20 protein-coding genes are annotated in these 23034 nt (G+C 60.1%); 13 read left to right on the forward strand and 7 right to left on the reverse strand.

Annotated elements, in window-relative coordinates; genetic code table 11:
- Positions 1–70 precede the first annotated feature (70 nt).
- Both dddP and J3P94_RS17925 read left to right on the forward strand, forming a co-directional pair.
- Entirely contained in the window at positions 71–1432 is a 1362-nt protein-coding gene (gene dddP / locus J3P94_RS17920; RefSeq protein WP_434569052.1) for a dimethylsulfonioproprionate lyase DddP, read from the forward strand.
- Entirely contained in the window at positions 1429–2382 is a 954-nt protein-coding gene (locus tag J3P94_RS17925; RefSeq protein WP_434569053.1) for a GlxA family transcriptional regulator, read from the forward strand. The genes dddP and J3P94_RS17925 overlap by 4 nt, the downstream gene beginning before the upstream one ends.
- A gap of 32 nt (positions 2383–2414) precedes the next feature.
- On the opposite strand, the gene J3P94_RS17930 is transcribed toward J3P94_RS17925, so the two are convergent.
- The 4 genes from J3P94_RS17930 to J3P94_RS17945 form a co-directional block, all read right to left on the reverse strand.
- A complete protein-coding gene (locus J3P94_RS17930; protein WP_434569054.1) occupies positions 2415–3401 on the reverse strand; it encodes an isopenicillin N synthase family dioxygenase in 987 nt (328 codons plus the stop codon).
- A gap of 332 nt (positions 3402–3733) precedes the next feature.
- On the reverse strand, positions 3734–4633 hold the full coding sequence (locus J3P94_RS17935) for a glycine betaine ABC transporter substrate-binding protein (RefSeq protein ID WP_434569055.1): 900 nt from the start codon (positions 4631–4633) through the stop codon (positions 3734–3736).
- A 292-nt stretch (positions 4634–4925) separates the two neighbouring features.
- Positions 4926–5861 carry an electron transfer flavoprotein subunit alpha/FixB family protein gene (locus J3P94_RS17940; protein WP_434569056.1) on the reverse strand — a complete coding sequence of 312 codons (936 nt, stop codon included), beginning with the start codon at positions 5859–5861 and terminating at the stop codon, positions 4926–4928.
- On the reverse strand, positions 5861–6610 hold the full coding sequence (locus tag J3P94_RS17945) for an electron transfer flavoprotein subunit beta/FixA family protein (protein ID WP_434569057.1): 750 nt from the start codon (positions 6608–6610) through the stop codon (positions 5861–5863). The genes J3P94_RS17940 and J3P94_RS17945 overlap by 1 nt, the downstream gene beginning before the upstream one ends.
- 209 nt (positions 6611–6819) lie before the next feature.
- Here J3P94_RS17945 and J3P94_RS17950 point away from each other — a divergent pair, with 209 nt between their 5' ends.
- Positions 6820–8856 carry an FAD-dependent oxidoreductase gene (locus J3P94_RS17950; RefSeq protein WP_434569058.1) on the forward strand — a complete coding sequence of 679 codons (2037 nt, stop codon included), beginning with the start codon at positions 6820–6822 and terminating at the stop codon, positions 8854–8856.
- Positions 8857–9423: 567 nt separating this feature from the next.
- On the opposite strand, the gene J3P94_RS17955 is transcribed toward J3P94_RS17950, so the two are convergent.
- Positions 9424–10209: a pyrroline-5-carboxylate reductase family protein gene (locus J3P94_RS17955; protein WP_434569059.1), complete on the reverse strand. Its 786-nt coding sequence runs from the start codon at positions 10207–10209 to the stop codon at positions 9424–9426.
- Positions 10206–10907 (reverse strand): TetR/AcrR family transcriptional regulator, encoded by a 702-nt coding sequence (locus J3P94_RS17960; protein WP_305495603.1) that lies wholly within the window; start codon positions 10905–10907, stop codon positions 10206–10208. The genes J3P94_RS17955 and J3P94_RS17960 overlap by 4 nt, the downstream gene beginning before the upstream one ends.
- A gap of 221 nt (positions 10908–11128) precedes the next feature.
- On the opposite strand from J3P94_RS17960, the gene choW reads away from it, so the two are divergent.
- The 6 genes from choW (at position 11129) to J3P94_RS17990 (ending at position 17038) form a co-directional block, all read left to right on the forward strand.
- Positions 11129–11977, forward strand: coding sequence for a choline ABC transporter permease subunit (gene choW / locus J3P94_RS17965; protein ID WP_434569060.1), 849 nt, complete (start codon positions 11129–11131; stop codon positions 11975–11977).
- Complete coding sequence (choV, locus tag J3P94_RS17970; protein ID WP_434569061.1) at positions 11974–13197, forward strand: choline ABC transporter ATP-binding protein; 1224 nt, start codon at positions 11974–11976, stop codon at positions 13195–13197. The genes choW and choV overlap by 4 nt, the downstream gene beginning before the upstream one ends.
- Positions 13198–13272: 75 nt before the next feature.
- Positions 13273–14526 carry an aromatic ring-hydroxylating oxygenase subunit alpha gene (locus J3P94_RS17975; RefSeq protein WP_434569062.1) on the forward strand — a complete coding sequence of 418 codons (1254 nt, stop codon included), beginning with the start codon at positions 13273–13275 and terminating at the stop codon, positions 14524–14526.
- 9 nt (positions 14527–14535) lie between these two features.
- Positions 14536–15654 carry an FAD-binding oxidoreductase gene (locus J3P94_RS17980; protein WP_434569063.1) on the forward strand — a complete coding sequence of 373 codons (1119 nt, stop codon included), beginning with the start codon at positions 14536–14538 and terminating at the stop codon, positions 15652–15654.
- Between the two features lie 88 nt (positions 15655–15742).
- Positions 15743–16657 (forward strand): LysR substrate-binding domain-containing protein, encoded by a 915-nt coding sequence (locus J3P94_RS17985; protein WP_434569064.1) that lies wholly within the window; start codon positions 15743–15745, stop codon positions 16655–16657.
- A gap of 117 nt (positions 16658–16774) precedes the next feature.
- A complete protein-coding gene (locus tag J3P94_RS17990; protein WP_305495615.1) occupies positions 16775–17038 on the forward strand; it encodes a hypothetical protein in 264 nt (87 codons plus the stop codon).
- A 217-nt stretch (positions 17039–17255) separates the two neighbouring features.
- On the opposite strand, the gene J3P94_RS17995 is transcribed toward J3P94_RS17990, so the two are convergent.
- The gene (locus tag J3P94_RS17995; RefSeq protein ID WP_434569065.1) at positions 17256–17822 is read right to left on the reverse strand and encodes a TetR/AcrR family transcriptional regulator; all 567 of its coding nucleotides are present in this window, start codon (positions 17820–17822) and stop codon (positions 17256–17258) included.
- 146 nt (positions 17823–17968) lie between these two features.
- Between J3P94_RS17995 and J3P94_RS18000 the strand changes: the two genes are divergently transcribed.
- From J3P94_RS18000 to gcvA, 4 genes are all read left to right on the forward strand, one after another.
- Complete coding sequence (locus J3P94_RS18000; protein WP_434569066.1) at positions 17969–19066, forward strand: alkene reductase; 1098 nt, start codon at positions 17969–17971, stop codon at positions 19064–19066.
- A gap of 40 nt (positions 19067–19106) precedes the next feature.
- Complete coding sequence (locus J3P94_RS18005; RefSeq protein ID WP_434569067.1) at positions 19107–19889, forward strand: SDR family NAD(P)-dependent oxidoreductase; 783 nt, start codon at positions 19107–19109, stop codon at positions 19887–19889.
- Positions 19890–19984: 95 nt separating this feature from the next.
- Positions 19985–22003, forward strand: coding sequence for a DKNYY domain-containing protein (locus J3P94_RS18010; protein WP_434569068.1), 2019 nt, complete (start codon positions 19985–19987; stop codon positions 22001–22003).
- A gap of 69 nt (positions 22004–22072) precedes the next feature.
- Entirely contained in the window at positions 22073–22984 is a 912-nt protein-coding gene (gene gcvA / locus J3P94_RS18015; RefSeq protein WP_305495621.1) for a transcriptional regulator GcvA, read from the forward strand.
- Positions 22985–23034: the final 50 nt, after the last annotated feature.

Raw genomic sequence — 23034 nt, forward strand, 5'->3', positions numbered from 1 at the left:
CGCGAGCAAGCTCGCGATGAGGCCGGCACAGCTGGCAATACTTCTAGCAGACTGAACACTGGACCCCCTCATGCCTCCTTCACCTTTTTCGATTCCAGCCTCTGCCCGGCGCATCGACCCGGCGAGGCAGCGTGCAGTAGCACTGAAAAAAGACGGCTCCGTCGATGACAACAACCGCGTCGAGATAGGCCCTACGCCGCTGGCGTTTGCGGAGTGGGAGCGGCTGGGCCTGGAGCCGCCCCATTTGCCCACCCTGCGCAAGTACCGATTACGACGGATTGTCGATCAGCTGGTCGCCCGTGACCTGGGTGGCATCCTGTTATTCGATCCGCTGAATATCCGCTACGCGACCGATACCACCAACATGCAACTGTGGACGACTCATAACCCTGCACGGGCATGCTTCGTCGCCGCCAGTGGGCATGTGGTTTTGTGGGACTTCCATGGCTGTGATCACTTGTCCGCCCACTTGCCGCTGGTGACGGAGCTACGCAGCGGGGCATCTTTTTTCTTTTTCGAGACCGGTGAACACACTGATCGACACGCCAGGCATTTCGCCGCGCAAATCGACGATTTGCTGCGCCAACACGCCGGAGTCAACCGACGGCTTGCGGTCGATCGAATAGAAGTCGCCGGCGTACGTGCCCTGGATGCCCTGGCAATCGAGATTTGCAGCGGCCAGGAAGTGACCGAATTCGCGCGCATGATCAAGGGCCCGGATGAAATCAAGGCGATGCGCTGTGCGGTGGCTTCATGCGAAGCGTCAGTGGCCGAAATGCACCAGGCAATGCGCGCCGGCGCGACCGAAAACGATGTCTGGGCCGCGCTGCATTCCGGCAATATCCGCCGCGGTGGCGAATGGATCGAGACGCGCATCCTCAGTTCCGGTCCTCGCACCAACCCCTGGTTCCAGGAGTCCGGCCCACGCGTGTTGAACGACGGCGACCTGCTGTCATTCGACACGGATCTGATCGGCACCTACGGCATGTGCGTGGACATGTCCCGCAGCTGGATCTGCGGGGGGCTGGAGCCCACGCCCGAACAGAAGCGCCTGTACCGGATCGCCCATGACCATATCATCCATAACACCGAGTTGATCAAGCCAGGCGTACGCTTCACCGAGCTGACCGCCAAGGCGCACCGGTTGCCCGAGCCGTGCCGGGCTCAACGGTATGGCGTGCTTTATCACGGCGTCGGGCTGTGTGACGAGTACCCGAGCATTCGTTATCCGGAGGACCTGGAGTCCTACGGATACGAGGGCGAACTGCAGCCGGGCATGGCCCTGTGCGTCGAGGCGTATGTCGGTGAGGTGGGCGGACAGGATGGCATCAAGCTGGAGAACCAATTGCTGGTGACCGAGGCCGGTTATGAGTTACTCACCCACTGCCCTTTCGATGACAGTTTCCTGCGGGATACGAAGCACCACTCATGAACGCGATGATCGAGTCCCAGAAAACATCGAGCGTGGGCTTCCTGTTGCTCGATAACTTCTCCCTGACCTGTTTCACTCAATGCCTGGACGTGCTTGTCACCGCCAATCTGATTCAGCCAGGGTCGATAAGAATCCATACTTTCAGTCGCAACGACTCTGAAGTGATCAGCGACCTGGCAATCCCCATCAGGCCAGACACACCGTTGACCGATATCAGGATCGCGGCGCTGGACTTGATGATTGTCTGCGGCGGCCTGCGCACGCCGAGGGTACTCCCCCACGGGCTGGTAACGCTGCTGACCAAACTGGCGAACCTGCCCATTGCGCTCGGCGGGTTATGGAACGGCGCCTGGTACCTGGGCAAGGCTGGACTGCTGGACGGTTACCGATGTGCTATTCATGCCGAACAACGAATGGCCTTGTCGGAGTGTTCACCGAAGACCACGGTGACGCTGGATACAGTGGTGTTCGACAGGGACCGATTCACCGCGTCCAACCCTGCCGGCGCCTTTCAGATCATGATGAAATGGCTGTACGCGGCCCTCGACCCGAAACTCGCGGACGCGGTGTTTGACCTGTTGGACCATGAGTCTCGGTTTCGTACCTCGGCCAAGGTCCTGGACCGCAAAGTCAGTGCGTGCCTGCGGGAAGTCATTGCATTGATGGAATGCAACCTTGAAGAACCTTTGAGCCTGGACTTGCTCGCTCAATGCGTTCAGCTGTCCAAGCGCCAGATCCAGCGCCTGTTTCGCAGGCAGATCAATATGTCTCCCCAGCGCTACTATCTGGAACTACGGCTGACCGAGGCGCGGCGCCTGCTACAGAACTCCAGGCTGAGCGTCACGGATGTCGCCATTGCCTGCGGGTTTGTCTCTACCCCTCACTTCAGCAAGTGCTATAGCACGCTCTTTGGCTTTCCTCCTTCGAAGGAAAGTCGCTACGAGATATAGCGCCTGCTGACGAGGAGGCAGGTCCTCCGATGTCAGGCCTCGATGGGCTTCAGGTGGGTATAGCTGGCAACAAAACGACGGTACTTATGTTGGCCACAGGTGTAAGGCGCATATTTGGCCGGGTTGCCGGCGCTGACACAGGTCGCAACGGTCGCTACTGTCGCGTCGAAGTCCAGGTCAATGAAGAATGGGAAGGAGTACCGTTCGACACCACTGGTATTGATGACCCGGTGCATGGTCGAGGTGTAGCGATCATTCGTCAGGGTTTGGACCAGGTCCCCGATGTTGACGATGAACGTATCTTCCAGCGGAGGAGCGCTTACCCATTCACCCGCGCGATTGCGCACTTGCAAGCCGCCGACCCGGTCCTGGAACAGGATCGTCAGGACACCATAGTCCGTGTGTGCTCCGATCCCTATTTCCTTCTGAGACACCTCGCCACTTTGCGAGGGGTAGCGCAGCAAGCGCTGGATGGTGATCGGTTTGCGTTGCAACTTTTCAAAGTAATCCGCTGGCAGATCGAGGCTCAACGCAATGGCGCTGATAAGCTTGCGTGCGAGCGCCAGCATTGCATTGTGGTAGGCCTCGCAAACATCGGAAAACGCGGCAGGCTCAGCCGGCATCAGGTTGGCTCCGAAGAAAGGCGACACTTCGTCATAGTGCGCGCCGTAGTCAAAGCACTCCTTGAAATCACGGGTATTTTCCGGATCGACGTTCTCCGCGTACATGGGGATATAGCCGCGGAGCGTAGGGCCCGAATTAACCACATTGAGTTTATTCTTTTCGTCAAAAGGCCTGGCGAAAAAGCCTTTCGCTTGAACATGCATGGCATCGGTCAGGGCTCTGGGCACACCGTGGTTGCCAACGTAGAAAAACCCGACCTCCTCGCAAACCACACCTATTTCGCGTGCGACTTTCCGGGGATCACTACCATCGACCAGAGCGGCAATATCAATGAGCGGAATTTCTTCGAAAGTTATTTGTTTGCTATTCAGCCTGGCGTCGGTCATCTGATTCATCGATCGGTCCTCAACAGAACACTTTGAATAATGGCGGGAAGCCAAGTACCCGTGGAGCGCAACTCCTCTTGGTACTTGCGCTTAAGTCATTGTCGAGAACCGGACAGTTACAGACAAACCATATTTCTTTTTGCACTCATGACAAATAATCATTGGTCAAACCAAACAATGCCACTCATTAGAATCCTAAGAGCGCAATAACGAAAACGGAGTGTCTTTAAAGTTGTCAGGCAGTAGCAGCGCTTACAGACTATTTATCCTTGAAAACAACAAATCCGGTGCCCTGACTAAGGGCACCGGACGGCAACAAAACCATCATGGGACAGCGGTGATTACGGAGCTGGCGTAGCAGAAGCAGTCTGGCTGCCGAACATCGCTTCGAAGCGCGGTTTGTTCGCCGCGTAGTACTCGGCAACCACCTTGTCCGCAGTGCTTTCGCGGGCATCCGCCATCAACTTCTCAAGGTCCGCTTTCGGGATCTTGAAGTTGGCGAAGAAGCGCGCCACGTCCGGATGTTCGGCGCTGAAACCTTTGCGGGCAATCGCGTGGATCTGCTCGGCGCCACCGAATATCTGCTTCGGATCATCCAGGTAACGCAGCGGCCATTTGGCGAACATCCAATGAGGGCTCCAGGCGTTGACCAACGACCACTTGTCCCGCTTGATGTTGCGATCCAGTTCACTCAGCATGCCGGACTCTGAAGACGCAACCATCTTGTAGCCGTCGAGCTTGTATTCCTTGATGGCTTTTTCCGTCAGCTTGTACTGACCATTGCCCACTTCCGAGGTGAGAATCTTGCCGCCGAGCTTCTCCCGCACTTCGGGTTTGTTGAGGTCTTCGACACTGGCAATTTCACTGGTAGGAATCGAGGTGGGCACCGCCATGCCGATCCGGCCTTCATACAGTACGCCGAGGTCTTCGAGCTTGTCCTTGTACTTGTCATAGAAGGACTTGTGGGTGCTCGGCAGCCAGACCATCGGAATCAAATCGATATTGCCGTTGGCCAGTGCCTGGAACTGGATGCCGATGTCGGCCAGTACCAGCTTGACCGGTTGCTTGAGATGATCCTGCAACGCGGTATTCGCCAGCTTCACGGCGATTTCCGTATCCGACCAGTTCACCCAGCCGATACGAATGGGCGCGGGTTCCTCGGCTTGAGCGATCAGGCTGCCGCAGGCCAATGCAAGGCCGGCAAACCAGCCGATAAAAGTTTTACGGGGTAACGTCATCATGTGCATCTCCGCAGACTGTATTAATAGTTATTGGCAGGGCAGCAGAAGCATTCATTTCCCATCGCGACCGCGCACGGCCATGGGCAAGTTCTAATTATCAAATCACGGCTATTGGGTGTGGCTTACCCTCCTCCGCCCGTTGGCGGGCTGATTCTTTCAAGGTTGTCGATAAACCCGTGGCGAGGGAGCTTGCTCCCGCTCGGCTGCGCAGCAGCCGCAAAACCTGGGGCCGCTGCGCGACCCAGCGGGAGCAAGCTCCCTCGCCACGGGTTCGTCGTTTTACGTCTTGAATTCAAAATGCCCTTTCGAGTGCCGGCAGCGCCTCGAACAAATCCGCCACCAACAGGTAATCCGCCACTTGGGCAATCGGTGCCTCGGCGTCCTGGTTGATCGCGACGATGACCTTTGAACCGCTCATGCCCGCCAGATGTTGAATGGCGCCACTGATGCCTGCGGCAATATAAAGCTCCGGCGCGACGATCTTGCCCGTCTGCCCGACCTGCAAATCGTTGGGCGCGAATCCCGAATCAACAGCAGCGCGGGAGGCCCCCACGGCACCGCCTAGCTTGTCGGCCACCCGCTCGATCAGGGCGAAGTTCTCTTTGCTCTGCATCCCGCGGCCACCGGAAACGACGACGCGTGCACTCGACAGGTCGGGCCGTTCGTTGGCCGTCAATTGTTCGCTCACCAGACGCACGTTGCTGGCGCTTTGTCCGCCGTCCACTGCAACCACTTCGCAGGGTTTGTCATGGGATAACGCTGGGGCGAATGCCGAAGCGCGCACCGTGAGCAACTTGATCGGATCCAGCGACTGCACCGTGGCGATGGCATTGCCGGCATAAACAGGCCGCTGGAAAGTGTCCGCCGAGACGATGTGGGTAACGTCCGAAAGCATGCCCACATCCAGGCTCGCCGCGACCCGTGGCAGCAGATTGCGGCCCATGCTGCTGGCATCGGCAACGACGTGTGTATACCCCTCGGCCGCCAGCGAAGTGATCAGCGGCTGGACGTTTTCAGCCAGGGCATTTTCGAACACCGCCGCCTGTGCGAGCAGCACCCGGTCCACGCCCTGGGTCAACGCTGCCTGTTGCGCCATGGCCGGGGCGTCCGTCCAGCCCATCACCAGCAAATCCGTTTCAGCACCCAGCGCCGCGGCAGCACTCACGGCACTCCAGGTGCCTGCCGTCAGTTGACCGGCACTGTGCTCGGCGATCACCAATGTGCGCATCAAATCACCCCCGCAACAGTTTTCAGTTTATCCACCAACTCGGTCACCGAAGCGACCGTGATGCCTGCTTTGCGTACAGGCGGAGGGACAACACCGAGCAATCGCGAGTGTTGCTTCACGCTCGCGCCCAAGCTGTCAGCGGCAATGGTTTCCAAGGGCTTTTTCTTGGCTTTCATGATGTTCGGCAACGAGGCGTAGCGCGGTTGGTTCAGGCGCAGATCGCAGGTCACCACGGCCTGCGTCGAGAGCGCGACCACCTGGCTGCCCCCGTCGACCTCACGCTCGACGAGCCATTGCCCATCGACATGATTGACTGCCGAGGCGTAAGTGGCCTGACCGCTGCCGATCAACTGCGCGACCATTTGCCCGACCTGGTTGTTTTCCTGGTCGATTGCCTGCTTGCCAAACAGGACCAGTTGCGGTTGTTCCTGCTCAATCACTTTGCTCAGGTACTTGGCGACGTTGAGGGGCTCGAGAATCGCGCTGGTCTCGACCAGAAGTGCTCGGTCCGCACCGAGTGCCAACGCCGTGCGCAGTTGTTCCTGGGCGGCCGAAGTGCCCACCGAGACCACCACCACTTCGGTTGCCAGGCCTTTTTCCTTGAGGCGAATCGCCTCTTCCACCGCGATCTCGCAGAACGGATTCAAGGCCATTTTCACGCCGTTGAGCTCAACGTCTGAACCGTCAGCCTTCACCCGGACTTTCACATTCGGATCGATGGCGCGCTTTATCGCAACGAGCACTTTCATGGTCTTTGCACAGCCCCCTTGCACTTGGATCGATGCGCGATGACCGGCGCGCAGACGCCGGACCACCCCTGTTTCGATTGGATGGTAATCCTGGTTTTTCCCCCGCGCAAGAAAAATGTACACCTGTGTCTCAATCGTTGACACACATGAACATTGCACATACCGTTATGTCAAAACCAAGCCTGATGTTCTGTTCCCGGAGCAACACCATGTCCAGCGATCCTCTGCTGCAGCCCTACAAGATCAAGCATCTAACCCTCAAGAATCGGATCATGACCACCTCCCACGAGCCCGCGTATCCCGTGGATGGCATGCCGAAGGATTTGTACCGCGCCTATCACGTCGAACGGGCGAAGGCCGGCGTTGCGTTGACCATGACCGCGGGCTCCGCTGCGGTTTCACGGGACAGCCCGCCGGTGTTCAACAACGTGCTGGCGTACAAGGACGAAGTGGTCAAATGGATGAAGGACCTGACCGACGAATGCCACGAACACGGCGCCGCGGTGATGATTCAACTGACCCACCTGGGGCGGCGCACGCGCTGGGACAAGGCTGACTGGCTACCGGTCGTCTCGCCGTCCCATCGCCGCGAAGCATCCCACCGGGCGTTCCCGAAAAAGATGGAAGACTGGGACATCGACCGGATCGTCAAGGATTACGTGGACGCCGCCGAACGCATGAAGGCCGCCGGTCTCGACGGTTTGGAACTGCAGGCCTACGGGCACCTCATGGATCAATTCTGGTCGCCACTGACCAACAATCTCGACGGCCCCTATGGTGGTTCGCTGGAAAACCGCATGCGCTTCACCTTCGATGTGTTGCGCGGCATCCGCCAGCGTTGCGGTGAGGACTTCCTGCTGGGGGTCCGCTATACCGGCGACGAAGACCTGCCGGGCGGCTTTGGCGCCAGCGATGGCCTGCAGATTTCCCACATGCTCAAGGACAGCGGGCTGGTGGATTTCCTCAACGTCGTGCGCGGGCACATCGATACCGATGCCGGCCTCACCGACGTGATCCCGATCCAAGGCATGCGCAACTCGCCGCACCTGGATTTTGCTGGCGAGATCCGCTCCGCCACCGGTTTTCCGACCTTTCATGCAGCGAAGATCCCGGACGTCGCCACGGCGCGACACGCCATCGCCTCGGGCAAGGTGGACATGGTCGGCATGACCCGCGCGCACATGACCGACCCGCATATCGTGCGCAAGATCATTGAAAAACGTGAAGAAGAGATCCGCCCCTGCGTTGGCGCCAACTATTGCCTGGACCGCATCTATCAGGGCGGCGCCGCGTATTGCATCCACAACGCCGCCACCGGGCGCGAAACCACCATGCCCCACGAAATCCCCAAGGCGCCGCTCAAGCGCAAGGTGGTGGTAATCGGCGCCGGCCCGGCGGGCCTGGAGGCAGCACGGGTGGCCGGCGAGCGCGGCCATGCAGTCACCGTGTTCGAAGTGGCCGACCAGCCAGGCGGGCAGATCCGCTTGACCGCGCAGAGCGAGCGCCGCCGCGAGATGATCAGCATCATCGACTGGCGCATGGCGCAATGTGAACGCCTCGGCGTGAAGTTCCAGTTCAACACCTGGGCCGAAGCCGAGACGGTGATGGCCGAAGAACCGGACGTGGTGATCGTCGCCACGGGCGGTCTGCCCCACACCGAGGTGCTCAAGCAAGGTAATGAGCTGGTGGTGTCGACGTGGGACATCATTTCCGGCGATATCAAGCCCGGCCAGAACGTGCTGATCTTCGACGACGCCGGCGACCACGCGGCGCTACAGGCGGCCGAAATCATCGCCAGCAGCGGCGCGAAACTGGAAATCGTCACGCCCGACAGATCGTTCGCACCGGAGGTGATGGCGATGAATCTGGTGCCTTACATGCGCAGCCTGCAAGACCTGAACGTTACCTTCACCGTCACCTATCGGGTCGATTTCGTGGAAAAACGCGACGGCCAACTGATCGCCCACTTCGGCAGCGACTACGGCCAGGTGCACAAGCAACGCGTGGTCGATCAGGTGGTGGTCAACCACGGGACCCTGCCCCTGGACGATTTGTACTTTGAGTTGCGGCCGCATTCGAGCAACAACGGCGCGGTCGAGCAGCACAACCTGATCGCCGGGAAAACCCAGAATATCGTGACCAACCCCGGAGGCCGTTTCCAGCTGTTCCGGATCGGCGATGCGGTGTCGGCGCGCAATACCCACGCGGCCATCTACGATGCGCTGCGGTTGGTCAAGGACATCTGAAGCGCGACCGGATAAGGACACAGCAATTGTGTCGATAAATGAAGATCCAAATGTGGGAGCGAGCTTGCTCGCGATGGCGGTGGTTCAGTGACAGGGATACTGGACTGGCGGACGCTTTCGCGAGCAGGCTCGCTCCCACAGGGTTCTGTGTTGCACGGCAATCTTGTGATTGATAAAGATCCAAATGTGGGAGCGAGCTTGCTCGCGATAGCGGTGGTTCAGTGACAAGGATGCTGGATGGCGGACGCTTTCGCGAGCAGGCTCGCTCCCACAGGGTTCTGTGTTGCACAGCAATTGTATGATTGATAAAGATCCAAATGTGGGAGCGAGCCTGCTCGCGAAGGCGGTGGTTCAGTGAAAGGGATGTTGGACTGGCTGACGCTTTCGCGAGCAGGCTCGCTCCCACAGGGTTCTGTGTTGCACAGCAATTGTATGATTGATAAAGATCCAAATGTGGGAGCGAGCCTGCTCGCGAAGGCGGTGGTTCAGTGAAAGGGATGTTGGACTGGCTGACGCTTTCGCGAGCAGGCTCGCTCCCACAGGTCTCCCACAGGTCTGATCAGTGAATCAGGCTTGCAGGCCCTGACGGGCGACCGCGGCACCGGCTTGCAATGCCTTCCCCACCTGCTCCTCGAAATGTCCCTCGGTCATCGCCTGGAGGGCGGCGGCGGTCACGCCGCGGTAGGCGACCAGGGCGTCGATCATCTGCCGGGCGTCATGGCTGGCCAGCAACTGGCTGCTGTGGACCACGACATTCTTCGCCGCAAGCTGCGCAATCTCGGCGGGGATGCCGGCCTCCATCGCCTGATTGGCCAGGGCTGTCATGAGCAAGGCGGGAAAGGCCGGGCCGGTGCCGGAAAGCGCGGAAAGGTAATCAATGAAGTCTTCCTGCTCAACCTCGGCGGCAGTACCGACGCATCCGAACAAGCGCTGGACGAAGCTCTTCGTCGCCGCATCCACCACGCCGAAGCAATACCAAGGTGTAAACGACTGCCCGATCTCCACCGCCGCATTGGGCATCGCCCGCAGCACCCTCGAAGCCGAGGTCCGGGCGGCGATGGCCTGCGCGGTGATCCCGGCCATCAATGAAATGACTGTCTTGCCAGAAGCATTGAGGCTCAGGCCGGCGAACTGCTCAGGGCGCACCGCAATGATGATCACGTCGCTGCGGTCCACCAGCGCCTGGTTGTCCGTGACGAGACAAACGCCTTGTTGCGCCAAAGGATGGACACCCGAGCGATTGGAAATAACCAGATTGCCCGCCGGCAACAGCGCCTGCGCCAACACAGCCTTGGCAATCGCCCCGCCCAGCCAGCCCGTTCCGCCAATGATGCCCAGCGTCGGCGCGTTCATTTCCCGGCCGTCTCTTCAAAGGTTTCCGTCAACGGCACAAAGATCCCCGGCTCTTTTTCGGCATAACCGAATTTGCCGTAAAAACGATCCAGCTCCCGCTGCTTGGGTACCTTGCCGGTGAAAATGCTCACGTAATGCGGGATGCGCTGGAAACGCACGGTGATCAGCTCGCTGGTGTTCATGGTGATGTAGCCGATCTGGGTCAGGTAGATCGTCCGGGCCCGTGCGTCGGCGCCCTGGCTGTCGTAACCAAAGCGCTTGAACATGCTCGCCAGGGCACCCATTCGCTGCTCGTCGACGATGGCGACTTCCTGCGCCACTTCAGCGGACTGGAGCGCCCAGCTGCGCACGGCAAATTCGAATTGCGAATCGAACAACTGAGGGTTGAGCCAGCATTCGAACACGTTCAGGATCGCCTCGGAAATGCTCTCGGCGTAGCTCTCGCTTTGCCGGATCAGGCCACCGGTGTTGGTCTCGCGCCAGCGCGACAGCAAGGCGGCGAGCAACTGCTCACGATCCTCGAAGAACCAATAGAAGCTGGTGCGTGACAAACCCAAACGCTTGGCCAGCGGCATGACCCTGACCGCATCGATGCCGGACTCCTTCAAGGCCTCGTAGGCCGCTTCCAGCCAGCCTTCGGGCGACCCTCGCCAGCCGGCGTCCTGGGCCTTGCCGCGCGCCTTCCCTACCTGGGGCATCTTGCATCCACCTTGTTGAACATACGTAACGCGAATGTACTCGGATGCCCGCCGAATGTACACCTGAGTACAGTTGCTCAACGCAGCGCGGCCTGTGCGCCCGAAGCCCGGCCAGATTGATGACAAAAACTCATGAGCCACTGACTTTAAATGGTTTGTCAGCACCGCACGCCCGGATGAGTATCTGCTCCAGGCAAACCAGAACAAAAACGAGCCGCCTTATGTGGACTGCACAAGAAAAACTCCCGCTGGGTGAGTACATCGCCCGATACGTCGAATGGCTGACCCAACATGGCGCCGATGTCTTCGACGCCATTTCGCTGTCGCTTTCCGAGGTCATTGCGGTCTTTACCAGCGCCCTGCTCTGGTTCAACCCGCCGGCCTTGATCGGGCTGCTGGCCCTCTTCGCTTATTACATTCAACGCAAGGTGAGCCTGACGCTTTTCGTCGCCCTGTCGTTCCTGTTGATCTTCAACCTGGGCTACTGGCAGGAAACCATGGAAACCCTGGCCCAAGTGACATTCGCCACGCTGGTGTGCGTCATCATCGGCGTGCCGCTGGGCATCGTCGCGGCGCATCGTCCCTGGTTCTACGCAACCCTGCGACCGGTGCTCGACCTGATGCAAACCGTTCCCACTTTCGTCTACCTGATCCCGACCTTGACGCTGTTCGGCCTCGGCGTGGTTCCGGGATTGATTTCCACGGTGGTCTTCGCCATTGCCGCGCCAATCCGCCTGACCTACCTGGGCGTGCGCGATGTTCCTCAAGAACTGATGGACGCCGGCAAAGCCTTTGGCTGCTCGCGTCGCCAGCTGCTGGCACGCATCGAGCTGCCCCATGCCATGCCGAGCATCGCCGCCGGGATTACCCAATGCATCATGTTGTCGCTGTCGATGGTGGTCATCGCCGCGCTGGTCGGCGCGGATGGCCTGGGCAAGCCTGTCGTCAACGCCTTGAATACCGCCGATATCGCCATGGGTTTCGAAGCAGGCCTGGCGATCGTGTTGTTGGCGATCATCCTCGACCGCATCTGCAAGCAGCGCGAAACCGTAAAGAGAGGTGACGCATGAGCATCATTCGTTTTGAAGACGTCGACGTCATCTTCGCCAACCGCCCGAAGCCGGCGCTGGAGCTGCTCGACCAGGGTTTTTCGCGCCCGGAGATTCTGCAGCAAACCGGCCTGATCGTCGGCGTGGAGAAGGCCAATCTCGACATCAACAAAGGTGAAATCTGCGTGCTGATGGGCCTGTCCGGCTCCGGCAAGTCGAGCCTGTTGCGCTGCATCAACGGCTTGAACACGGTGAGTCGCGGCAAATTGTTCGTCGAGCACGAGGGCCGACAGATCGACATCGCCGCCTGCACCCCGGCCGAGCTGAAAATGATGCGCACCCGACGCATCGCCATGGTCTTTCAGAAATTCGCCCTGATGCCCTGGCTGACCGTGCGCGAGAACATCGGTTTCGGCCTCGAAATGCAAGGCCGCCCCGAGAAGGAGCGGCGCAAGCTGGTCGATGAAAAGCTTGAACTGGTGGGCTTGACCCAATGGCGCAACAAGAAGCCCGACGAGTTGTCAGGCGGCATGCAGCAGCGCGTCGGCCTGGCCCGCGCCCTGGCGATGGACGCCGATATCCTGCTGATGGACGAACCCTTCTCGGCCCTCGATCCGCTGATTCGCCAAGGCCTGCAGGACGAACTGCTCGACCTGCAGCGCAAGTTGCACAAGACCATCGTCTTCGTCAGTCATGACCTGGACGAAGCCCTCAAGCTGGGAACACGGATCGCCATCATGAAAGACGGCAAGATCATCCAGTACAGCAAACCCGAGGAGATCGTGCTGAAGCCGGCCGATGACTACGTGCGCAACTTCGTCGCCCACACCAACCCACTGAATGTGCTCTGTGCGGGAAGCCTGATGACCCCGTTGGACCAGTGCATATCCGCACAGGGCGAATATTGCCTGGATACGGTGCAGAACCTCTGGGTTGCGCTGAACGCATCGAAAGAATTGGCCAGCGTGCGCCGCGGCGCTGCGGCCCAACCGCTGCAATACTGGAACCGCAACGAGGCCACCGCGCCCTTGCGCCGCCTGGTCACCTCGGTGCCGGCGGATACCGGCATGCGCGAGGCGCTGCGTATCCGCTACGAAACAGGACATCCATTGATCGTGCTCGATACAGACCAGACCGTCGTCGGTGTACTGGGCGATACGGAACTGTACCGCGCACTGCTCGGGCATGACCTGTCGCGCCCGGTTTTATCCGAGCCATTGTCAGAGCCTGCGGTGGCCTGAACAAACGAAACCCGTTTTCCCTGCAGCACTGCTTGTCCGCCAACCACCGATCATTTGCCTTGAGTGAGATCGACGATGAACCCAACCCTTAAAACCCATCGTGAACTGCTGGCCGACCGCACCCCGGGCCATGGCATGCCCGGCGGTCTGTTCGGCCGCGAGGATGTTTTTGAAACCGACGTCGATGTGTTTTTTACCAGACACTGGATTCTGGTGGGGGTCACCAGCGACGTTGCCGAACCCGGCGATGTTTCGACGATCGATATCGGCAAATCCTCGATCATCCTGGTCCGCGATGATGACGAGCATGTGCAGGCGTTCCGCAATGTCTGCCGGCACCGTGGGGCGCGCTTGAAACAGGCCGGCAAATCGACGGTGGGCATGCTGGTCTGCCCCTATCACCAATGGACGTACGACCTGGACGGCAGCCTGAAACATGCCGCGCACATGGGCAAGGATTTCGACCCGGGGTGCAAGAGCCTGATCCCGGTCCACACCCGCGTGGTGGGTGCCCATGTATTCGTCTGCCTGAGTGACGAGCCGCCGGAAGACATCCTGTACCTCGACCAGGTCATGACCCCACGCTTCGCTCAATATGACCTTGCCCGTTCGAAGATTGCCTACGAGTCGGAAATCATCGAAAACGGCAATTGGAAACTGGTGATCGAGAACAATCGCGAGTGTTATCACTGCGCCGCCACTCACCCCGAATTGACCGCGTCGTTCCTGCCGGAAGACTTCGGCTTCTGCACCGACGGCCTGGGCGAGGACTCGCTCCTGGCACTCAAGGAATATCACCAGCGCAACGCCGATACCAGGCAAGACTGGGAAAACCAAGGCTACCTCTGTGAGGCCGTCGAGCACCTGGGCGAGGACGCGGTGACTCAGTTCCGCACCCAGCGCCTGGCCATCGCCGGCAACGGCGAATCCCAGACCCTCGATACCCGCGTCGCCTGCACGCGCTTGTTTGGCGACCTCACCCGGCGCGATCTGGGCGACATGCACCTGTGGACCCACAACTCATGGACCCACATCATGAGCGACCATGCGGTGGTCTCCTACATCATCCCGCTGGCGCCCGACAAAACCCTGGTGCGGACCAAATGGCTGGTGCACGCCGATGCCATCGAGGGCGTGGACTACCAGGTGGATAGACTGATCGAAGTCTGGGCGGCGACCAATCTTCAAGACGCCAACCTGGTCGGCATCACCCACAGCGGCACCCAGGACCCGGCCTATTCACCCGGACCGTTCTCGGCGTTTACCGAAACCTATGTCGACCAGTTTTCTCGCTGGTACGCGGCGCGTCTGGCCGCCCATGGCGTGTGAGGGATGGACATGACGACCTACGAAAAGCTGACGCGGCCCCAACGTTTTACCGACCCGACGACCTGGACCGCTTATGGCTCGCAATGGCACAGCGGCGAGCAGAAAACCTTGTCATGTTGCGCCGTGCACCAGGAAACCCATGACGTAAAGACGTTCGTGTTCCAATGCGCGGACTTCAGTGCGTTGAGCTTCGAACCGGGGCAATTCATCACGCTGTCGCCGGTCATCGGTGGGCAAACCATCGCGCGCTGCTACACGCTGTCGTCCTCCCCCACGCGCCCGTTCGCCTTTTCGATTACGGTCAAGCGTGTGCCGGGTGGCGTGGTCTCGAACTGGCTGCATGACCATCTCGAACCGGGAGACAACCTCAGGGCCTCCGGCCCGGCGGGCAGTTTCACACCGGTGGGTCATCCGGCGACAAAACTGCTGTACCTGTCGGCCGGTTCCGGCGTGACGCCCTTGATGTCGATGACCCGCGCCGCCTGCGACATGGCGGCCAATCTCGACATCGTATTCCTGCACAGCGCCCGCACGCCGGCGGATATCATCTTCCATGACGAACTGACGCGAATGCAGGCCGATATGCCCGGCCTGCGGGTCATTGGTATTTGCGAAGGGCTTGGCGCTGCCAGCCAGTGGCAGCAGCCGATCGGCCGGCTCGATTTGCCTTTGTTGAGCCAGCAAGTGCCTGACTACAACGAGCGGGAAATCTTCACCTGTGGTCCCCAGGGCTACATGGAAGCGGTCAAGTCGCTGCTCAGGGAAGCGGCGTTCGATTTTCGCCACTATCATCAGGAAAGCTTCGATATCGCGGTGCTGAATGAGGAACCGCTGATTGAGCAGGCCCCTTCACTCGACCAGCAAGAGATGTTCACCGTCACCCTGTCGCGCTCGGGCAAGACCTTCAGCATGCCCGGCAACCAGACCGTGCTGAGCGCGGCAAAAAAAGCCGGGGCGATCGTGCCCTCCTCGTGCAGCCAGGGCATCTGTGGCACCTGCAAGACCGCCCTGCTGGAAGGCACGGTGGATATGAACCACAACGGCGGCATCCGGCAACGGGAGATCGATAAGGGCCTGCGCTTGCTCTGCTGCAGCAAGCCGACCTCCAATCTGATCATCGATCTCTAGCCGTCACGCCTGATCCGCTAGTCACTGCGCGCAGGCTTCTGCACAATCACCCTGCGCCTGACCCCAAACAAGACAGTGACCCAGCCCGATGAAACTGCAACCGTTGCCGCCGCTCAACAGCCTGGTGGCGTTCGAGGCCGCTGCTCGCCACCTGAGTTTCACCGTGGCGGCTCGTGAACTGAACGTCACCCAGGGCGCCATCAGCCGCCAGATACGCCTGCTCGAAGATTATCTGGGCACGGCACTGTTCATCCGCACGACCCGTGAAATCAACCTCACTTCTACAGGCAGCCAGTACCACGAAAGCATTCGCGACACTCTGCAGCAGATCGCCCGCGCCACGGCTGGCGTTCGGCATTGGCAAGGCGCGCAGCAAGTCACCGTGGTCACCAGTACGGCGATGGCATCCCTGTGGCTGCTTCCGCTTGTTTCGGAGTTTCAGCGCCAGCACGAAGAGATCGACCTGCGCATCATCGCCACCGACCAGGTCGAGGACTTTTCCCGACTCGATTGCGATCTGGCGCTGTATTACTGCAGCAAGCCGCCCAACAACATGAAGGTCACCACGCTGTTCAGCGAAGAGATTTTCCCGGTGTGCAGCCCGGCGTACCTGGCGCAGCATCCCGAGGCCGGCAGGCTCGAACAGCTCGGCGCCTGCACCTGGTTATGGCTGGAGGATCAGCATCGGGACTGGATCGGCTGGAAGGAATGGTTCCGACGCCTGGGCCACCAGGCGCCAGAGCCTCGTCGGCGGATCAACATCAACAGCTACTCGATGCTGATCCAGTCGGCGCTGGCCGGGCAAGGTGTGGCCCTGGCCTGGTCGAGGTTGCTCGGCGACCACTTGCAGACCGGCAACCTTGTTCGCCCGACCTCCAGCCTCTTGCGCACCGATGCGCAGTTTTGCCTGCTGGAACCCTTGGGGCGCGCGCCGAACCGGCAAAGTGTCAATCGCTTCCGCGAATGGCTGATGACTTATCTTGCGCAGACGGAGGGTGCCTGAGCAGTGGTGCGTCGAACCCAGGGCCGTTTATCAAACGGCTTCAAAAACCGCTACGGCGGCCGATAACCCTCACAAGAGCCCAGTGACTGGGTGGCTGGATTGCGGCGGGAACCGGTGATGACAGACATATATCTGCTGATAGCGAGCGGCACGGACCAGAGCGATGCGTACGTGCTGGGTTGGTTCGATGACAGGAACAAAGCCAGGGAAGTGGCCGAGCAGAAAGAATGGGAGGCGTATCGCGCCAGCCTGAAGGCGGAAAACCGTTGGTCAAGCCATAAACCGCTGGCGCCGGACAAGACCGAGTATCGGCGGTACTGGATCAAGACCGTTTCGAAGTTCGAATACGTTTCCGTCCCGAGGTCCCTGGCGGTTCACTGAAGCCTGTGGCCCGATCATTCGAAAATTTAACGAACCGCGCGCGCTCGCCAGGGGTCTAGAACACTAAGCCCATCTGAAGAGAGCGTCCTCATGTTGAAATTTCTTGGTGGTACCGTCGGGATCATTTTCCTCATCGGCCTAATCGTGGTCATTGCCCTGTTCAAGTTCATTTTCTGACCCGGACAGCGGTAGCACGAGCTGCGCTACCGCTGGTTTTTCATGGCTCCGATGCTGGCAGGGACGCGAGGATCTGTGCTCGGCAGACCTCGAGTATTTCGCCAGCCAGCGGAGCATCGTCCGGGCACGCGCGCGACAGCATGATCGCGCCGATAGCCTGGGCGAGCAGGCCAAGCATCTTCGCCCGGCCCCCCTCCTCTTGTGTCTCAAGCTTTTTTTCAAGCGAAGCCAGGGTGCTTTCGACGCCGCTGGCGAAAGTCGCCTTCAACTCGTCTGACTGACGCGCCGCATCCCCGCACAACGCCGCCATGGTGCAACCGTGCCCCCGCGCATCGCGGTGTTCCCTGGATAGATACATCGCAAAAAATCCGGCTACATCAAGCTCGCCGGTGCTGGCCAGCGACTGCGACAGGCTGTTCGCGGAAGCCTCAGCCATCAGGTCGGCCTTCGAACCGAAATGTTTGTAGAAGCCGCCATGGGTAAAACCCGCAGCGGCCATCAGGTCCGCCACGCCTATTCCGTCAAAGCCGCGCTCGCGGAACAACACGGACGCCGTCTCGACGATGTGCTCGCGGTTTGCCTGTGCCTGGGCCTTGGTCACTCTCATTTGCGTATGCCTCGTGGCCGCTCGAATCAAGCCCTCATCATACATAGATGCCGAGCATAATCAAATTCGTTGACAGTTTAGATTTCGGTCATCATCCTAGAAACAAGCGGTACGAAACCTCCTCCACAGGCACGGACACAAGACCCATGACCAACCAGATTCTGTTCACCCCGCATAAACTGGGCTCCCTTACCCTTGCCAACAGAGTCGTGCTGGCACCACTGACCCGCAACCGGGCCGGAAAAGGCTTCGTTCCCAGCGAACTCGCGGCGACCTATTACAGCCAGCGGGCATCGGCAGGCTTGCTGATCGCCGAGGCCACGCAGATTTCGCAACAAGGTCAGGGCTACCAGGACACGCCAGGAATTTATACCCAGGCGCAGATCGACGGCTGGCGCACCGTCACCGATGCGGTACATGCCAAAGGCAGTCGGATTTTCCTGCAGCTATGGCATGTCGGGCGTGTTTCCCACGTTGCCCTGCAGAAAAACGGCGCAGCGCCGGTAGCGCCCTCCGCCCTTCGCCCGGCCACCAAGGTGTTCGTCAATAACAGTTTCGAGGACGTGTCTGAACCACGAGCGCTCGACGTCAGCGAGCTGCCAGGGATCGTCGACGATTTTCGCCAAGCGGCCTCCAACGCCATTGCCGCCGGGTTCGATGGCGTAGAAATCCACGGTGCGAACGGCTACTTGCTTGATCAGTTCATCAAGGATGGCGCCAACGTGCGCACCGATGCATACGGCGGCTCGATTGAAAACCGCGCGCGCCTGCTGCTGGAGGTGACCGCCGCCGTCGTGGGCGAGATCGGTGCCGGGCGCACGGGCCTGCGCATCTCGCCGGTATCGCCAGCCAATGGCGTGTCCAGCAGCGCACCGCAGGCGCAGTTCGACTACATCGTCGACCAGCTCAACACGCTGGACATCGCCTATCTTCACGTTGTCGAAGGCGCCACTGCCGGACCGCGCGACGTGGCGCCCTTCGATTTTGCCGGCTTGCGCCAACGCTTCAACAACACCTACATCGCCAACAACGGTTACGACTTGGAGCTGGCGACTGCGCAACTGCTCGAAGACAAGACCGACTTGATCGCCTTCGGTCGGCCGTACATTGCCAATCCGGACCTGGTGGAGCGCCTCAAGTCCAACGCCCCCTTGGCTGCGCTCAACCCAGCCACCCTCTATGGCGGCGGCGCAGAGGGCTACATCGACTACCCGACGTTCGCCGAATCCGGCACCCGCAACTGAAGTTGATCGCACATTTCCTCCCCCTGAAGAGACCGACACCATGACCACTCGCAAAACCGTCCTCATCACTGGCGCCTCCACCGGCATCGGCGCGGTCTATGCCAAGCGCTTCGCTCAACGCGGCCACGATCTGGTGCTGGTCGCCCGCGACAACGCGCGGCTGGAAGCGCTGGCAAGCGAACTGCGCAATGAACACAACGTCAGCGTCGATGTGCTCCAGGCCGACCTCACCCAAACCGGCGATCTGCACAAGGTGGAGGCCCGCCTGCGCGATGACGACAGCATCGGCATCCTGATCAATAACGCCGGCGCCGCCCAGTCCGGCAGTTTCGTCGAACAGACCACCGACAGCGTCGCGCACCTCGTTGCGCTCAACACCACCGCGCTGGTTCGACTCGCCAGCGCCATCGCCCCGCGCCTGGCAAACGCTGGCGAAGGCGCAATCATCAACATCGGCTCGGTGGTCGGCCTGGCACCGGAATTCGGCATGTCGGTCTACGGCGCAACCAAAGCCTTTGTGCTGTTCCTCTCCCAAGGGCTGAGCCTCGAGCTTTCGCCCAAAGGCGTCTACGTCCAAGCCGTTTTGCCGGCAGCCACCCGTACCGAAATCTGGGAACGCGCCGGCATCGACATCAATACGCTGAGCGAAATCATGGAAGTGAGCGACCTGGTGGATGCCGCGCTGGTCGGCTTCGATCGCCGCGAAGGCGTAACCATTCCACCCTTGCAGGACGGCGCGCGTTGGGATGCGTTGCAGGCGGCGCGGCAGGGACTGCTGTCGCAGATCAAGCAATCGACGGTTGCCGAGCGCTACAAAGCCTGACGCTTCACCGCCGCCGATTCATAACTGAACGGTGTGCTTCTGGCATGTAAAACCGTGATCATTGGCCAACCATCGAACGCTCAGGTCGCAACAACATGACAGACGTAGAGACGGCTATCGCCGAGTGGGAGCCGCTTGATCTCGAATGGCATCAGGGTTTCGCCTTCCTGGAAGGCGTGCTGCTGGGCGACGGGCAAGTGCCGGACGTGTACATCCTGCTCAGCCCTGAAGGCGCACACCCCGACGCGATAGCGAAAGCTGCCAGTGACGGGCGTTATCCGCCCTCGCCTCTGGTTGCCGGCCAACCGGTCTGGCGGCATCGACGCAACCCCGGGGTTTTGCGTGACGCCTTGCGCGACTATTACCTGCTTCCCGCCTACCAACAGCGCTACGGCTATCACGCGCTCCAGGCCCTGGCGTTTCGGTTCGACAAGGCCCTGGAAAACCTCGGCCACCAGTATTGGCGCGATGCGTCCGGCGCCTATTGGTTCGGCGAATACGCAATCACCGAAATCCTTCAGGCAAAGCCCGCCAGCCTGGCCCCGGTGCCATCGTCGCCAGCCTCGGTGACGGCAGCCTCTGCCCTGTTCAGCGACGGGGTGAGTATCTTTCTCCAAGGCAAATTCATCGCCAGCGCGACGGCGCGGGTGCGTTATTGCAACCACCCTTCCTATCGAGTGATTGACGGCCAGGTCTACAAGGGCTTCAAACCCCTGCATCAGAAGGACGGCACCCCATTGCCGATCAGCAATCCGAACGACTTCCGGATGCTCGCCGAACGCTGGGGAACCGATGGGCAGTCGATCATCGTGCAGGCGCAGCAAGGTTCGAGCATTGCCTATGAGTACTTCTATCGCACCGACAATGCCGACCTGGCGACCTTCACCGTGCTTAACGAACGTTACGCCAAGGACCAGCAACGCGCCTATTACCTGACCGGCAAGACCCTGCGCTACGTTGGTGATTTTCGGCTGCTGAAGAACTGCCATCCGGCGTTCGACGAGTGCGGCCGCGTGGTCGGCAGCAGCGAAAGCGAGGATGAGTATTTCGCCGTGGACGACCTGTACGTCTACGCCGCCGGGACGCGTCTGCGTGACGCCCACAGCCCGAGTTTCCGCCACTTGGGGTTCGATTATTACCGTGATCAACATCACGTCTACAAACGCCAGAAACGCCTGGATGTCGACGCGGAAAGCTTCGTCGTGACCCAGCTCTGTGGCGATGACCTGGATTACTCGCCTGTGCTCGCAGGCGACAGGAATGGTCCGCTGGGTTCTGGCGGAATCATCGATGCGGCCATGCAACAGGCATGGGCGCCCTACTTCGAGGCTCATCCGCAATTGCAGGGTTACTGGTGGCATCGTTTGCAGGTATCGCCTGAAGCTGCAGAAGCGCAAACAGAAACGCCGCCGTTACAAGCCATCGGCCTCGGTTTCGAAGTCGGCCGCCAGGTGTACTTCCATGGCCGCGTTATCAACGGGCTGGACGCAACAAGTTTCAAATTGCTCGACACACACCTGTGCGGCGACGCCCAGGGCCTTTATCTGATCCCGTTTCATAACGCCGAGACGCAAGTGCCCGAACGGTTTTCCCAGGAGCCGGTTGAGCACTTCCGCTCACTCGGCGGCCCCTATCTCACCGACGGCAAAACCGTGTTCTGCCACCGGGTCTTCTATCATCCCCCTGAACCGATTCGTAAGGCTCAGGTAGGCAGTTTCGAGTCTTGCGGGCAGGGTTGGGCCAAGGATCGGGACGCGGTTTATTACTACGGCGAGGCGAAAAAAAAGCTGCATCTTTGCGACACTCGCATTCTCGGTACTTATGCCGTTAGCCCCACGCTGATCTTCTCGGAAGGCAAGTGGCTGGATGTGGCTTTCGAGCCTGACGAAGTCCGCGTGCCGCATCCCGATTTCCTGCAATTGGGTACACGCAAACTGTTCTGCCACCGGCGGCCACTGAGTGCCAAGCGTATCGACCTGGGCACCTTGGAATTCCTGACGGAGCGTTATGCCCGAGACAAGCACCGAATCTACCACTACGACGGCTATGCGAGCCTGACCGAGGTCGATGAAGCGCATTATCAGCAATCCCTTCGTGAGCCGTCCCATTCATAGCCGCCGGCGATGTTCTATCATGAGCCAGCGCTCATGACGCGCATCCTGAAATCGCCGGATACCCTTCACATGAGAGACCTGCCGCCGACCGCTACACTACGAGCCTTTGAAGTCGCCACCCGCCATGCGACCTTTACCGCAGCCGCGCAAGAACTGCATGTCACCCAAAGCGCGGTCAGTCACCAGCTCAAGCACCTGGAATCCCTTTGGGGATTGCAATTGTTCGAACGTGGCAAGTCACTGCGCCTCACCGCCGCGGGGGCCACGCTGGCGCCCATCGTGCGCGAGTTTTTCATGAGCCTTGAAGCGACCCTGGGCGATCTGCGCGAGCAGAAAGGCAGGGTTCGACTCGAAGTCAGCACCACGTATTCCTTCGCACTGAAATGGCTACTGCCCCGCTTGCCGAATCTCTCCCGCCTGCACCCGGAGTTGTTGGTCTCGCTGGACACTACCGACAAGATCATCCACTTCTCCAGTGCCCAGGCCGACGTGGCAATCCGGCTCGGAAAGGGCAACTACCCCGGCCTGTATTCGGAATTCCTCTTCGGCGAGCAGGTTTTTCCGGTGGCGAGTCCCGATCTGCTGCAGCGCTTCGGGACGCCACGCAGCCCTGCCGAACTGTTGCACTACCCGTTGCTGACCCGGGATGGCGCCGAGCTGGTGCCGAAATGGGAGATGTGGTTTGAGAAGGTCGGCCTGGAATTCTTGCCACTCAAGGAAAGCGTCAGGTTCGGCGACACCAACATGACGGTCGAGGCAGCCCTGCTCGGCCAGGGCGTTGCCTTGGTGCGCAGCGGGCATGTTGAAAGCGAAATCAGCGATGGCCGCCTGGTGCGGCTGTTCGACGTGCCATTCCCGTCACCGCTGGCCTACTATTTTGTCTGTCCCAAGGGCATCGAATCGCAGCCGCATATCGTCAGCTTCCGCCAATGGTTGATCGGCGAGGCGTCGACCGTCCAACGCGCTTATGAAAATGCATGAGGTTTTACTCATGAAATGATGAGGAGACTTCGCTGTAGTACAGGCATCTG

The organism is Pseudomonas sp. Z3-8, assembly GCF_051131975.1.
In the GTDB taxonomy this organism is placed as follows: Bacteria; Pseudomonadota; Gammaproteobacteria; order Pseudomonadales; family Pseudomonadaceae; genus Aquipseudomonas.

Coding starts and splice junctions, on each gene's coding strand:
- dddP (WP_434569052.1), top strand. CDS start 71: ATGCCTCCTTCACCTTTTTCGATTCCAGCCTCTGCCCGGCGCATCGAC.
- J3P94_RS17925 (WP_434569053.1), top strand. CDS start 1,429: ATGAACGCGATGATCGAGTCCCAGAAAACATCGAGCGTGGGCTTCCTG.
- J3P94_RS17930 (WP_434569054.1), bottom strand. CDS start 3,401: ATGAATCAGATGACCGACGCCAGGCTGAATAGCAAACAAATAACTTTC.
- J3P94_RS17935 (WP_434569055.1), bottom strand. CDS start 4,633: ATGATGACGTTACCCCGTAAAACTTTTATCGGCTGGTTTGCCGGCCTT.
- J3P94_RS17940 (WP_434569056.1), bottom strand. CDS start 5,861: ATGCGCACATTGGTGATCGCCGAGCACAGTGCCGGTCAACTGACGGCA.
- J3P94_RS17945 (WP_434569057.1), bottom strand. CDS start 6,610: ATGAAAGTGCTCGTTGCGATAAAGCGCGCCATCGATCCGAATGTGAAA.
- J3P94_RS17950 (WP_434569058.1), top strand. CDS start 6,820: ATGTCCAGCGATCCTCTGCTGCAGCCCTACAAGATCAAGCATCTAACC.
- J3P94_RS17955 (WP_434569059.1), bottom strand. CDS start 10,209: ATGAACGCGCCGACGCTGGGCATCATTGGCGGAACGGGCTGGCTGGGC.
- J3P94_RS17960 (WP_305495603.1), bottom strand. CDS start 10,907: ATGCCCCAGGTAGGGAAGGCGCGCGGCAAGGCCCAGGACGCCGGCTGG.
- choW (WP_434569060.1), top strand. CDS start 11,129: ATGTGGACTGCACAAGAAAAACTCCCGCTGGGTGAGTACATCGCCCGA.
- choV (WP_434569061.1), top strand. CDS start 11,974: ATGAGCATCATTCGTTTTGAAGACGTCGACGTCATCTTCGCCAACCGC.
- J3P94_RS17975 (WP_434569062.1), top strand. CDS start 13,273: ATGAACCCAACCCTTAAAACCCATCGTGAACTGCTGGCCGACCGCACC.
- J3P94_RS17980 (WP_434569063.1), top strand. CDS start 14,536: ATGACGACCTACGAAAAGCTGACGCGGCCCCAACGTTTTACCGACCCG.
- J3P94_RS17985 (WP_434569064.1), top strand. CDS start 15,743: ATGAAACTGCAACCGTTGCCGCCGCTCAACAGCCTGGTGGCGTTCGAG.
- J3P94_RS17990 (WP_305495615.1), top strand. CDS start 16,775: ATGACAGACATATATCTGCTGATAGCGAGCGGCACGGACCAGAGCGAT.
- J3P94_RS17995 (WP_434569065.1), bottom strand. CDS start 17,822: ATGAGAGTGACCAAGGCCCAGGCACAGGCAAACCGCGAGCACATCGTC.
- J3P94_RS18000 (WP_434569066.1), top strand. CDS start 17,969: ATGACCAACCAGATTCTGTTCACCCCGCATAAACTGGGCTCCCTTACC.
- J3P94_RS18005 (WP_434569067.1), top strand. CDS start 19,107: ATGACCACTCGCAAAACCGTCCTCATCACTGGCGCCTCCACCGGCATC.
- J3P94_RS18010 (WP_434569068.1), top strand. CDS start 19,985: ATGACAGACGTAGAGACGGCTATCGCCGAGTGGGAGCCGCTTGATCTC.
- gcvA (WP_305495621.1), top strand. CDS start 22,073: ATGAGAGACCTGCCGCCGACCGCTACACTACGAGCCTTTGAAGTCGCC.